The 12089-nt window shown below is 34.4% G+C and carries 15 protein-coding genes and 3 pseudogenes; 13 read left to right on the forward strand and 5 right to left on the reverse strand.

From position 1 onward, the window contains the following. Positions 1-14: 14 nt before the first annotated feature. On the forward strand, positions 15-332 hold the full coding sequence (locus LQ203_RS16910; protein ID WP_230159533.1) for an HNH endonuclease signature motif containing protein: 318 nt from the start codon (positions 15-17) through the stop codon (positions 330-332). A 171-nt stretch (positions 333-503) separates the two neighbouring features. Then, a complete protein-coding gene (locus tag LQ203_RS16915; protein WP_356714694.1) occupies positions 504-803 on the forward strand; it encodes a P27 family phage terminase small subunit in 300 nt (99 codons plus the stop codon). Between the two features lie 163 nt (positions 804-966). On the opposite strand, the gene LQ203_RS16920 is transcribed toward LQ203_RS16915, so the two are convergent. Continuing rightward, positions 967-1122, reverse strand: a complete 156-nt coding sequence (locus LQ203_RS16920; RefSeq protein ID WP_230159535.1) for a hypothetical protein — start codon at positions 1120-1122, stop codon at positions 967-969. A 365-nt stretch (positions 1123-1487) separates the two neighbouring features. Further along, positions 1488-2180 (reverse strand): annotated as a pseudogene (locus LQ203_RS16925) (site-specific integrase); the annotation flags it as partial. A 44-nt stretch (positions 2181-2224) separates the two neighbouring features. On the opposite strand from LQ203_RS16925, the gene LQ203_RS27685 reads away from it, so the two are divergent. From LQ203_RS27685 to LQ203_RS16940, 4 genes are all read left to right on the forward strand, one after another. After that, positions 2225-2335, forward strand: coding sequence for a hypothetical protein (locus LQ203_RS27685; RefSeq protein WP_356714696.1), 111 nt, complete (start codon positions 2225-2227; stop codon positions 2333-2335). A gap of 375 nt (positions 2336-2710) precedes the next feature. Next, on the forward strand, positions 2711-4114 hold the full coding sequence (locus LQ203_RS16930; protein WP_230159633.1) for a spore germination protein: 1404 nt from the start codon (positions 2711-2713) through the stop codon (positions 4112-4114). A 21-nt stretch (positions 4115-4135) separates the two neighbouring features. Then, positions 4136-5221: a GerAB/ArcD/ProY family transporter gene (locus LQ203_RS16935; protein WP_230159536.1), complete on the forward strand. Its 1086-nt coding sequence runs from the start codon at positions 4136-4138 to the stop codon at positions 5219-5221. Then, a complete protein-coding gene (locus LQ203_RS16940; RefSeq protein WP_230159537.1) occupies positions 5218-6306 on the forward strand; it encodes a Ger(x)C family spore germination protein in 1089 nt (362 codons plus the stop codon). Before LQ203_RS16935 ends, LQ203_RS16940 begins: the two co-directional genes overlap by 4 nt. A 318-nt stretch (positions 6307-6624) precedes the next feature. Here the strand turns inward: LQ203_RS16940 and LQ203_RS16945 are convergent, their stop codons facing one another. Beyond that, positions 6625-7089, reverse strand: coding sequence for a hypothetical protein (locus LQ203_RS16945; protein ID WP_230159538.1), 465 nt, complete (start codon positions 7087-7089; stop codon positions 6625-6627). A gap of 259 nt (positions 7090-7348) precedes the next feature. Between LQ203_RS16945 and LQ203_RS16950 the strand changes: the two genes are divergently transcribed. From LQ203_RS16950 to LQ203_RS16960, 3 genes are all read left to right on the forward strand, one after another. After that, a complete protein-coding gene (locus tag LQ203_RS16950) occupies positions 7349-7606 on the forward strand; it encodes a hypothetical protein (RefSeq protein ID WP_230159539.1) in 258 nt (85 codons plus the stop codon). 83 nt (positions 7607-7689) lie between these two features. Further along, positions 7690-7959, forward strand: coding sequence for a hypothetical protein (locus LQ203_RS16955; RefSeq protein ID WP_230159540.1), 270 nt, complete (start codon positions 7690-7692; stop codon positions 7957-7959). A gap of 124 nt (positions 7960-8083) precedes the next feature. Next, entirely contained in the window at positions 8084-8452 is a 369-nt protein-coding gene (locus tag LQ203_RS16960; protein WP_356714663.1) for a hypothetical protein, read from the forward strand. Positions 8453-8545: 93 nt separating this feature from the next. On the opposite strand, the gene LQ203_RS16965 is transcribed toward LQ203_RS16960, so the two are convergent. Next, positions 8546-8791 carry a hypothetical protein gene (locus LQ203_RS16965; protein WP_230159541.1) on the reverse strand — a complete coding sequence of 82 codons (246 nt, stop codon included), beginning with the start codon at positions 8789-8791 and terminating at the stop codon, positions 8546-8548. A 404-nt stretch (positions 8792-9195) separates the two neighbouring features. On the opposite strand from LQ203_RS16965, the gene LQ203_RS16970 reads away from it, so the two are divergent. From LQ203_RS16970 to LQ203_RS16980, 4 genes and pseudogenes are all read left to right on the forward strand, one after another. Then, complete coding sequence (locus tag LQ203_RS16970) at positions 9196-9483, forward strand: hypothetical protein (protein WP_230159542.1); 288 nt, start codon at positions 9196-9198, stop codon at positions 9481-9483. 24 nt (positions 9484-9507) lie between these two features. After that, positions 9508-9648 (forward strand): annotated as a pseudogene (locus tag LQ203_RS27690) (peptidoglycan-binding domain-containing protein); the annotation flags it as partial. A gap of 112 nt (positions 9649-9760) precedes the next feature. Next, complete coding sequence (locus LQ203_RS16975) at positions 9761-10333, forward strand: cupin domain-containing protein (protein WP_230159543.1); 573 nt, start codon at positions 9761-9763, stop codon at positions 10331-10333. Positions 10334-10831: 498 nt separating this feature from the next. Then, positions 10832-11293, forward strand: coding sequence for a GNAT family N-acetyltransferase (locus tag LQ203_RS16980; protein WP_230159544.1), 462 nt, complete (start codon positions 10832-10834; stop codon positions 11291-11293). Positions 11294-11867: 574 nt separating this feature from the next. Here the strand turns inward: LQ203_RS16980 and LQ203_RS16985 are convergent. Further along, a pseudogene (locus LQ203_RS16985) lies at positions 11868-11981 on the reverse strand (IS1595 family transposase); the annotation flags it as partial. Positions 11982-12089 lie beyond the last annotated feature (108 nt).

Genomic DNA, 12089 nt, shown 5'->3' on the forward strand with positions numbered 1-12089 from the left:
TTGGAGATGATGTCGTGGTATCCGAATACACAACTAGAGAACAACAAAGAGACTTTTACAAAAGCAATGCTTGGCGTGGTAATAACGGACTGAGAGAACAAGCATTAAGAAGGGATGGATATGAATGTGTTATGTGTCGTGAAGAAGGGAAGGTCACTACCAGAGACCATGCAACACTTGAAGTAGACCATATATTTGAAATTGAGATTCATCCAGAAAAAGCTCATGATTTAGATTCATTGCGAACGTTGTGCAGGTATCATCATAATAAAAGACATAACCGTTTTGGATTCGTTAAAAAAGAAAAGAAATGGAACAATGAACGCTGGTAATACCCCCCACCTAAAAATCTTTGCTAAATATTTTTTGTTTGGGACTGGACAGGGGCCTCTGCCGTCCAAAAAAAATCCAAAAAACCACCGTTATAATAGCTGGGTAAAAAAAAGAGGGGGGGTGTTTTTGTGAGTAGAGTTGTAAAAATTTCAGATTTGGAAAACCAATTGATGAACCGTATTGATCAAGACGATCTGATAGAAGTTGATAAGGTAATGCGGTATTTAGCGATTGTTAAACAAATTAGAAAGATTCAAATCACAATCAACAAAGGCGGCGTGATGACAACAACTATTAATGGAAATCAGGAATTCACTAAAGCAAATCCTGCCATAAATGAATTAAATAAGCTCACAAAAACATTAATCACTCTAGAAAAATCTATTAAATTTGAAATGTTTAATGTAAAAGATATAACCAAAGATGATGAGAAGGATAATGACGGACCAGAAGTCAGTGATTTATACTGATACATCAGAAAGAAATCAAAACAGCCTTACTTATTTTGAGTAGGGCTAATTTTTGTTTTCAAATGCAAATCATCCTAAATTATAGTAATAACCTTCTTAACTAACTCCGTAATATCATTATCATCGTTATAAACAACTTGATTTAATCGAAAATCCTTACGAGCTACAAAGTTACTTTTAATCTGTTGGATCCATATGCCACAACTGCAGCTGTCCAGTCTGGGTCTTTCTTGAAGTCATAGGCTGAGACAGAGAAGGTGCCACTTTGCAAGAAATTAGTTTCTTTTGCATGTAAGTATACCTTTAAATTTATGATCATACATTTTACTCTTTTCAGTTTATTTAATTAAATCGAGTACTATTATTCCCTTAATTACCTTCCTGAACACTTTAATTACCTTTTATTTATAGAAATGCCTTAGTAATGAATAAATATATTTTAATGTTTTTTCGAAAATGCTATTAAACAGGCATTTGTGATGTTTTATGATTTCTAGTAATGCTAAGAAGTATGTTTAGAACACAAGTTCACCCATGGGAACGCGAACAATATATGTCTATGTATTAATATCTCAAACCCTTGGCACCTCTGGTGTCGGGGGTTTTTTCTATTTCGGGCATTCATTCATAAAATCTAATGAAGTTATCAACTGCCCGATAAATGCCCGAAAAAAATCAAAAAAATTATTCAAGGACATTTTTCATATGCTCCTCGAATTTATCCATTGTGTCATGTTCAATTTTTTTACTAATATGTGAGTATACATCTGCTGTGATTTGCATACTGCCATGACCTAAACGCTCTTGAATGTATTTCATGCTTGCGCCAGCCTCTAACTGTAATACTGCATGCGTATGTCGAGTAGAGTGAATAGGCAAAGAGGGAAGCTCTGCTTTTTTTAGGATACGAGCAAATGAATTAAAAAGGCTTGATTTTGGCATGTAGTTACCATCATTTCTGCATAATACTAAATTAAGTTCATGATAGTAATCTTCTTGTAATGCCAATTTGTTTTGGTTTTGATACTACTTGTGAAAAAGTAAATCATTTGTAAGGGACTGACTTATTGTGATTACACGTTTTGAATGATAAGTTTTAACATCGCCAAAGATTTTACTTTGATCCTTACTTGCTTCTTGAAAATCAAGAGATTTATTAATATTAATTGTTTTTTCTTTTAGGTCAATGTCTTTCCATTGTAAGGCGGCTGCTTCACCTTTACGTAGACCGGTTTCAATAAGGACTTTATAAAATATCCAGTAAATATATCCATATTCATAGTCTGCTTTTAAAAAGCTAGAAATATTTTCCGAATCGATAAACTTTAGTTCACTGTTTTTATGTTCACCTTTAATCGTAACTCCAGAGCAAGGGTTCATTAAATATAGGGGAGGTTGATTATTTCTTAAATAAAAAACCTATCCTAGATGAATATCAGGTTGAAGAGTTTGAAAACAACATTCATTATGCAATGGAATATCATTTACCGATAAGATTTAGATTACATAACGAGGGAAATCCACAAGAATAGCATGGTTATTGTGTGTACATTCATCCTGTCACGAAAGAGTTAAGCATTCAGATGAGAGATAGTTCCTTTGAGAAAATCCGGTTTGATGAGATTATTGGTGTAACTGTGGAGGATTAAAATAAAAAAGCCCTTACTCACTTTGAGTAGGGGCTATTTTATGCTTTAGGGCTATGAACTAACAGGTCAGTTTAGTTGAAAATGTTATTATCCAAAATATCAACAAGATACTCTTGGTTTTTCCTGCATAAAACCCTTCAATTTGTTAATAATATGCATATCTTAAAATCAAAGGAGTGAAGTCTACTGAAAAGATATTCATTATTTAAAAAGCAAAAGATTCAAAAATCTACAGACTTCTCTGATGTACTCAAACATCTGCAAAAGTCAAAGGATTTTACAAGCTTTACACTCGATTTTGAAAATGAAGTATACTGTGTATCTTTTTTCGATACGTTAATTGATAAAGATATATTGCATAGAGATCTCCTTCCTTTTTTACATACAAATTCTTCAACTCTAGAAGGGCTCGTACACAAGTTGCCAATAGAAGGGCTTGTTTTTACGAAAAATCCTGTTGAACTCCAAAATCAACTGTTGATGGGGTTTATATCTATTACATTTAATATTCAATCTCATCAAGCAGTTTTAGTTAAAGCAGCAAATAACACTTCGAGGCAAGTTACACTGCCAGAGGTAGAGTTCAGTGTTGTCGGTCCGAAAGAAGCACTGGTCGAATCACTCGATACGAATTTATATTTAATCCGAAAACGGCTTCCAATTGCAGAACTTGCTGTTGAAGAAATAATTGTTGGTAAGTTATCTAAAACAAGAGTGGCTGTGATCCATATAGAAGGAATTGCAAATAGAGAGAATGTAGAAACAGTGATTCAGCGCATTACTGATTTAAAGGTTAATCAAATAATTGATAGCTCCTATATTTCACAAATGATTGAAGATAATAAGCATTCTCCGTTTCCCCAATTTATCGATACAGAACGGCCAGATCGATTGGCTGCAGTCCTTGGAGAAGGAAAAGTGGTGATTTTAGTCGACGGGGCTCCGCATGGTTTACTTGGTCCTTCCACTTTCGTAGAATACTTTGCGGCATTCGAAGATTATTTTCTCAACTGGACAATTGCCTCATTCTTTCGCCTTATTCGTTTTTTTGCTGTATTGTTTTCCATCTTAGTGACACCTATATATGTCGCAGTTCTCACCTATCATTATGAGTTAATCCCAAAGGATTTAGTCAGTACACTTGTGATTTCACGTAGCGGAATTCCATTTCCACCGATTTTAGAAGCATTAATCTTGGAATTAGTCATTGAACTTCTTCGTGAGGCTGGAGCTAGACTGCCGACTAAAGTAGGTCAGACAATAGGTATCGTAGGCGGTATTGTAATTGGAACGGCATCTGTTGAAGCAGGGCTAACAAGTAATGTATTATTAATTCTTGTTGCATTGTCGGCTCTTGGTTCTTTTACTACACCTGTTTATCAAATGGGTAATACCATTCGCCTAATTCGATTTCCTCTTCTTCTCATGGCTTATTTTATAGGATTAATAGGTATATCAATCAGTTTTTGTTTTTTGCTTGTACATTTATTGAGGCTTACTTCCTTAGGGAGGCCATTTCTTGAACCAATTTATCCGCCAAGGATTTATGATATGCGAGATGCCCTGATTCGTTTACCATTTTTTCTTCAGGCTAAACGTCCAATTGAAGTTCAGACGGAAGACACTATCCGATTAGAACCCAAGGAAGATTCTAAGGACTAAGTGAAAATGGAGGTTTAATACATGGCCGCTAAGAGTGATCAAATCTCAACATTTCTTGTCTTTTTTTTAATCATTAAAATCCAGATAGGCGTAGGGATTCTGGGATATCAGAGGATAATCATTCAATCTGCTGGCAATGATGCTTGGATAGCTGTCATTATAAGCGGAATAATATATTCATTTGGCATTTGGGGTATGTACAAAGTATTAAATTGTCACGATATGGATCTTATAGGCATACAGAAACGCCTATTTGGTAAGTGGCTTGGCGGTTTACTAAATATCATCTGGATACTTTATTGGCTGATGGTAGGTATTTCTGTTTTAAGATCCTATCTTGAAATAGTTCAATCATGGGTCTTCCCTCAAATAAACACATGGTTAGTGACCTCCATATTTGCTTTATTAATTTATTATGTGGTTTTAGGAGGATTTAGAGTAGTCACCGGTATTTGTTTTTTAGGGATCTGTATACCTTCTTATTTAATTCTAACTTTTTATTTCCCACTAGAGTATACTCATTTTCGCAACCTATTACCAATATGGAATCATTCTTTTCAAGACTTAGCCCTTGCATCTAAGCAAATGTCATATAGCTATTTAGGCGTGTCCACTTTAATGATGTATTATCCATTGATTAAGAATCGAAAAAGTTCACAAAAGTGGGCGCAACTAGGAAATCTCACTACTGTTTTAGTTTATTTGTTCATAACTATTTTGACGATAGGGTTTTACAGTGAAGGCCAAATCAGTAGATATATTTGGGCAACTTTGTCCTTTTGGGGCATTGTAAAAATGCCTTTTGTTGAACGGTTTGAGTACATAGGTATCGCTACATGGGTCTTAGTTTTAGTTCCTAGTGTATGTCTCTATATATGGGTTTCTGCAAGAGGGATTTCACAATACTTTAATATAGAGCAGAAAAAAATTTATGCTCTTTTATTAATATTATTGGTTGTGATAACAAATCTAATTAAAGCTAGGAAAATGATTAATCAAATTACGGATTACGTTGCAAATATAGGATTGATTATGGAAATTCCTTATGTCTTATTTCTAGTTTGTTTATCTACTGTCATTTCAAAAAAGAGGAAGATTAAAAAATGAGAATTTTATTCAAGAAATTGGCCTTAATACTTCTTTCAATTAGTATTCTCTCAAGTTGTATGGGGGTAGATAGCAAAGTGCTCGATGAAATAAATATGGCTACAGCCATAGGATATGATTATGTAGATGAGACTCATTTCAAAGCTATTGCTGTGACACCGATGTATTATCCTGATAAAACCATTAAAAATGTTACCTTTAGTTCGAAATCATCACTTAGTAAAGACGTCCGAGATGAGATGAATCAGCAATCTGAAAGACCTATCTACAGCGGAAAATTAGAGGTGGTATTATATGAAAAAAAGCTTGCAAAGCAAGGGATATTCCATCTAATTGATACATTACTCAGGGACCCTTCAATTGGAACTACTTTGAATCTCGGCATTGTCGAAGGAAGTACGAAGGATGTGTTAAGCCAGCAGTTTGGCAACATAGATAAAGGAATTTATTTATCTAAAACAATTGAACAAAATATAGAATCGGGTATGCTTCCTAAAAATAACCTCCATCTTTTTTTGTATGCGTATTATTCAGAAGGAATGGATCCATTTTTACCTATCATTAAAGCATTGGATGGGAAAGTTATTATTAAAGGGAATGCCATGTTTAATAGTAAAGGGGAATACGTGTATCAGACTAAGAGCCGTGAAAATGTTATTTTCAAAATGTTATTTGAAGATACAACAAATAAGGAGGGTTTCTCTACAAAAATTGATGGGAAAGAATTTGCTTCCGTCAATAATATAATAACAAAAAGGTCTTACAAGATTTCAAAGCCGATGACAGATACTCCAATAACGATCAAACTCGAGATAAAGGCAATGTTACGAGAATATACCGGTAAAGAAATAAATCCTAAAATGATTAAAATTATAGAAGATAAAATGTCAAAATATGTGAAGGGACGCTCGGAAGATTTAGTGCGAAATTTTCAAAAACTACATGTTGACCCTCTAGGGGTTGGCGAACAAGTACGAACAAGGACAAGAAGCTGGGATAAGAAAAAATGGGATGAAATTTATACTTCTATCCCGATAAATGTGGAGGCTAAAGTTGAAATTTTGGAATCTGGTGTGGTGGAGTAAGAAATTAAAGTCATAAAGGATAGAGAAGCCGAACGTCTGATAAGAAGAATCAAAGAAGTTGAAGAGAATGTAACTGAGATACAACTATTGCTCGCTAAAATTACGGGCAACTTTAAACGTGGTAACGAGAAACTTAGTCGAAATAAAAAAATAAATTAAGACATTTGCGGCACAGTTCGAATAAACCATGACATAAAAAAAAGTAACTATTCTCTGACAAATAGTCACTCAGGGAAAAAAAGGAGTTTGCACAAAGGTTTAATATTCAAAATATATGCTGGCATACAAATGAGGTTCCCAAAAAATATTCACGGAAACTTATAACCGTTCGCCATAAAGTTCTTTTTCTTCATTTGGATGAAAAAGAGTGAATCCTTTTGAACAAAATAAAAACCGTCTATCTATCTCGAATCCAGCTTTATTCAAAATTTCTAATGTGCCATGGGGACCTGTTCCAGAGTAACCACAACTACAACCAGAAAGGTGTAGTTCATTTCCTTTTTTGTCTATAAGAATAAGATCACTATCGACCAAAATATTGGCGTTATTAATTTCTTTAAAGATTTTTGCAATTTTAAAACGGTCAAACTGATCTTTAACAGCTTCAAATAACGCAACACTTTTATGAGTAACACCGCGATCTTCACCATAATCTTTAATGACAAATACTTCTCTTTCATACGATTTCTTATATGAGTGGTACTTTTGGTAAGTAGCGCCATTGGTTGTACAAATAATTGGCTTATCACTATTATGTTTTTTATTCGAGGATTTATTAAACATTGCATCCCTCCTAACTAGATTTTATTAAGTTTATTAAGGGAAAAAGGATATTAGTACAAACAATCTGGTAAAATGCTAAAAATTTCATTTTCTCTTAGCATCGTTAAATGGATTTAAAAACAAACAAAACTATTATGGCATAAGAATGATGCTAAATTGAATTGATTTTACAAACCTTGGAAATCAGCTTAAAGAGTTTTTCTAACCTGCTAGGACGTGCCGAAATCAGGTTAACCGTAAGCTATACCATTGAGGAAAAATGGAAGTTAGGAGTAGAGGCATCAAAGAACTATCCGAGCTTAGAAGTATTGTGAACAGCCAAAAGACGGTGACAACTAAACGGTTAAAACCATTGTTCGATGAAATTCAAAGATCATATATTCAAACAGCCAATAAGGTTAAAAGCCAGAAAGAAACCATTAAGAAAATTAATTCAAATTACTGTGTGGCAAATTCAAAGGCGGCTAGGTTATCGGTACCTGTCCAGACCCATGAGGAACTTAAAAAGGCCCATTAAGATTTAAAGTCCAAAAATATAGAAGTGAAAGAGCTTCACCAATTTAAATACAATAGGGCCAAATAAAAGGGAGGTTGGAAAGTATGGGGTATTCCCGAGATGAACAAGAGACTTCATTGTTTTTTGACAACAGTACACGCGAGTGGACTGTTTACTCTACTGTTCCTAAACACATTCGAAAACTCTCTAATTTAACAGAGTTATTCGTCATAGAATCCGAGGATGATAGACCGATAGCTGTTAAGGGAATTTTGACAGAAAAACAAGTCAGCATGAAAAAAGAACGGGTCTATACAGATGAACAAAAGGAAAGAGCAGCTGAAAGGCTTTCTAGGGCTAGAAACGCTATATAAATAAAGGGAAACAAAACTTTAAATTCAATCTGAATATAAAGGGAGCCAATAACATGACAACAGCTAAATTGAACGTAATATATTATTTAAGAAAATCCAAAAGGATGACAAAAAGGAAGTTCTTATGTGTCATGCTCAAGGGGATGAATTACCGCATGCAAATGAGTTATTAAAAATGCCTGGATCGATAACAAAGCTGAATGTGGAAGAAAGTGGTGCTGGGGAAATTGGAGCTGAATTTATATCTATCCAACGCGATAATAAGAAAACTGTCCTGAAGTTTTCTTATTATCGCGATGTGGATGGAAAAGTTAATAAATTATATTCTCATGCTGGGGCTAATGTATCTATTACTCTTCAACCTTCTCAGATGAGCATCGAGGAATTCTATGAAGAGCCACATGAGAGTGTGGAAGATAGGGTAAATCCAGACGGTACGGAAAATATACCAAATGACCAAATCGAAATGGATGAGGATTTAGTAAAACATTAATAATTCTGCACTGGGCTACTGCTTAAAGTGAAAAAAATAGCTAGGATTGCTCCCAGCATTGATGCAACCTTAGCGGATGCTGTTTCAATTAACCTACTCCTCGTCAGGATAATGTTTTAGGTAAACAACTTTTCCTGGAAGTTCGATTCTATGTTTCGCGTCATAACGACAACTTAGAACTTCAAATGAACCTTCATCCACTCTAAATGCCATAACCTGATCAAAATCATTATCTAATATAACGTATTGGTTTGGGTCCGTTTGGTGTTTATATAACGTATAAGTCCGATGAATAAATATGGACCAGTCATAGGAAAGTGAAATTTCTATTGTTTTCATTTTGTGCCCCTTACTTTTATGAAGTATTTTATACATAATAACCAGGATTTCTCCTGGCAATGGTGATTGTATCGGAGTACATATTATACTATGGAGGGGAGAATGAATGAGTAACCAATTATCCTTCTTTCCGGATGTTGATGAAAAGCAAATTCGTTCTATCGTTGTGAAAGAACTTAAATTATTTAGAGCGCTAAAGATTCAACAATTCAACAATTAAACAAACAGGAGCTTAATGAGAAAGGGATAACGATAAATATCTTTCCTAAGCTGTATGATAATGATCGAGAGAAAGAAATGAAAGTCCTTCATATGGAAAGGGCATTAAGAAAATTAAGCAAGGATACCTTAAAAAGCCAAGTCTTTCTTTAAACTTCAAGACCGAAAATGAAACTGTTGTTACAGTGCCTCCTAAGACTGAGATTGCTTCTGGAGTTAGTAAAGAACCATCTAAGAACAAAGGTGGTGCTACTATTGTATCCATTCAAAAAAACTTAAATAGCCGATATAAAGCAGGTCTTGTTACGGATGGATTCAATGGGCCAAAAACCAAATCAGCACTAATCAAAGCACTGCAAAATGAACTTAATAAGCAGTTCAATAAAAAGTTTGTTGTGGATGGTAAATGGGGAGCGAAGACGAAGGCTGCCATTGTCACTGTCGAAAAAGGTGCAAAAGGTAATCTCACTTAGATTCTATAGGCTGCACTTTATACAGAAGGATTTAAACTTGGATCACTTGAATCGATATTCGGAAAAGGTACCGAGTCGGCATTATCTAAATTCCAGAAAGCTAAAAGGATAATTGCCGATAAGAAGGCAGGTAAAGCAACTTTTACTAAATTGTTTGTAGCATAATCAAAAGTCCTTACTCAATGAATAAGGGCTTTTTTATTTAAAACGCTGTTTAAAGTACGTTCACTTAACAAGTGCATAGGATAATCTTATAAACTGTGAAGGGTTGAGAAAAATGTACTATGTTCCTTATATACATCCCTATCAATATCAATATCCTTATTATGTTAATGTACCAATGTATAACTATGTAAGAAATCCTGATTATCGGGGTGTTAATGATGCTAACCAACTGGGTTTTTTACAATCATCAAACGGAAGAAATAATATTGAGTTAAAAGATTATGGACCAAAACCATTTGTAGTAAATATAAATGAGGCTACGAAGCAAAACAATAACTATCGTACCGCTTTATGGACAGGAAAACATTTGCAAGTTACATTGATGAGTCTAAAAGTTGGTGAAGATATTGGCTTAGAAATTCACCCTAACGTTGACCAGTTTTTACGTATTGAACAAGGTCAAGGGTTTGTTCAAATGGGCAATAGAAAGGATAATTTAAACTTTGTAAAAGACGTCTATGATGATTATGCAATAATGATACCTGCTGGCACATGGCATAATGTAACCAATACAGGTAATATTCCTCTAAAACTTTACTCGATATATGCTCCTCCTCATCATCCATTTGGTACTGTTCATGTTACCAAGGCAGATGCATTGGCCGCGGAAGAAGGCAACGGTTGAGTAAAAGCATAAGATAGGATTTTATCAGATTGGCTAACCCTTATTATTTCGTAGGGTGAATAATTTGAAAACGAATGGAGAAAAGATTATTAAGGTACTATCTCCACAGGACCCCTCAATCGTAAAAAGCCCGTCTCGTAGTGGGGCTTTTTTTGTTTTGAGAAGAATAAAATGTAATCAAACGAATACACTTTTTATAATCGTTGAAACAAAATCATCACTGACCCCTTCTCCTTAATCGAGAGGGGGGTTTTTATGTACGATGAATACAAACGAATAATCTGGATACCATAAGTTTACACCTTGTTTTTGACTGTGATACATTGAAAAGCCCTTACTCGTATTGAGTAGGGGCTATTTTTTTTGTTGAAGCTCTGTTAAAGGTGTTGTTGAATTTCTTAATGAACTAAAGGGGCAGTTTAGTTGAACAAGGTATTTCAGTGTCAGTAGTGAATTTAATAAAGAGGTAATGTCAGATTATGATTGGAGGTGAAGTTTATGAAAGTACAATTGAAATGTGTTACGAGAGAAAATTGGGTAGAGGCATTAGCACTAAAAGTTAAGAAACAGCAATGTAAATTTGCACCCCCAGTAGCCGTATCACTTGCCAAAGTTTATATTAAACCAGACGGGGATAACATAGTTTATTTGCCCTTTGCCATTTATGACAAAGAGATGATGGTCGGTTTTATCATGCATGCTTACGATGAAAATACGACGAATATGTATTGGATTAACGGCTTCATAATTGATGAGAGTTATCAGGGTAAAGGATATGGTAGGGCGGCACTGTCTGAGATGGTTCATTGGATAACAAATAGGTTTAGCATTTGTAAAGAAATTCGTCTAACCGTATTTAAAGAGAACGAAATTGCTCGTGAATTATATAAACGTTTTGGCTTTCTTCCCACAGGAGATGTATATGGAGAAGAAGATGTGTGGTTTCTTCCTATAAAATAACTATGTGTCTTATGGAACTAACGGGCGCGTTATTTCCATAGGGAATAATGGATGTAAAGGAGGGTTTTTTCTGATGGGTACAATTCGTGATAGAGGACTGGGTCTATAATGCTGGAATTTCTAGTACTACGAAAACACAAAAGACTTGGAATATGGATAAAATAGTTAAATATACTGGAGTAGGTGTCGTTTACACTTATACTGATGCTTATGTGCAAGTTGCTACTAAAACTGGTACATTTAATACGCATTTTAAGGAGTAGATGACATTGAAAAATATTAGTATAGTAAATGGTGTAATTGATATCATTATTCTTGTTATAGTGGTATTTATTATTGTGAAAATTGTAAAAACAGTTGTAGAAAATTAAAGAAGAAAAAGTAGATTGTAAAGGTGAACTGAAAAGCTCGCCTTTTTCTTTAGTCTTTTTCCGTTTAGATGAGAGAATTTAAGGGATCAACTTAAGAAGTGAAAAGAAATTCACTCATGGAACATACTCTTTTGATGATTTAATCCAAGGGGTTGATGAATATTTTTGTGATTTCCTATTAGATTATTCTGTAATAATTTAGAAGCGGTGTTTCTAAGTCTTAATGTATCTGCGGTTTCCCAAGTTCCTAGATCCATTGATAAAATAAGCATCAGCTTTTTCTTGGTTAAATCACTAAAAACAAAAGGACTATCAATTTTGGTTAGGTTGATTTATGTACTCCCTTTATTCCCTAAGGGAGAGTGTTATCGACACTAACTTACACAGGTCATCCTTATTTGTTTTAATATTCAATGATGGGTTTA

The sequence above is a fragment of the Peribacillus sp. Bi96 genome (assembly GCF_918698115.1).
Taxonomy (GTDB): Bacteria; Bacillota; Bacilli; order Bacillales; family DSM-1321; genus Peribacillus.

Excerpts from the sequence above, each read along its gene's own strand:
- LQ203_RS16975 (WP_230159543.1), top strand. The coding sequence starts at position 9,761 with ATGTACTATGTTCCTTATATACATCCCTATCAATATCAATATCCTTAT.
- LQ203_RS16950 (WP_230159539.1), top strand. The coding sequence starts at position 7,349 with ATGGAAGTTAGGAGTAGAGGCATCAAAGAACTATCCGAGCTTAGAAGT.
- LQ203_RS16915 (WP_356714694.1), top strand. The coding sequence starts at position 504 with ATGAACCGTATTGATCAAGACGATCTGATAGAAGTTGATAAGGTAATG.
- LQ203_RS16940 (WP_230159537.1), top strand. The coding sequence starts at position 5,218 with ATGAGAATTTTATTCAAGAAATTGGCCTTAATACTTCTTTCAATTAGT.
- LQ203_RS16935 (WP_230159536.1), top strand. The coding sequence starts at position 4,136 with ATGGCCGCTAAGAGTGATCAAATCTCAACATTTCTTGTCTTTTTTTTA.
- LQ203_RS16980 (WP_230159544.1), top strand. The coding sequence starts at position 10,832 with ATGAAAGTACAATTGAAATGTGTTACGAGAGAAAATTGGGTAGAGGCA.
- LQ203_RS16920 (WP_230159535.1), bottom strand. The coding sequence starts at position 1,122 with ATGATCATAAATTTAAAGGTATACTTACATGCAAAAGAAACTAATTTC.
- LQ203_RS16965 (WP_230159541.1), bottom strand. The coding sequence starts at position 8,791 with ATGAAAACAATAGAAATTTCACTTTCCTATGACTGGTCCATATTTATT.
- LQ203_RS16955 (WP_230159540.1), top strand. The coding sequence starts at position 7,690 with ATGGGGTATTCCCGAGATGAACAAGAGACTTCATTGTTTTTTGACAAC.
- LQ203_RS16960 (WP_356714663.1), top strand. The coding sequence starts at position 8,084 with ATGTGTCATGCTCAAGGGGATGAATTACCGCATGCAAATGAGTTATTA.
- LQ203_RS16945 (WP_230159538.1), bottom strand. The coding sequence starts at position 7,089 with ATGTTTAATAAATCCTCGAATAAAAAACATAATAGTGATAAGCCAATT.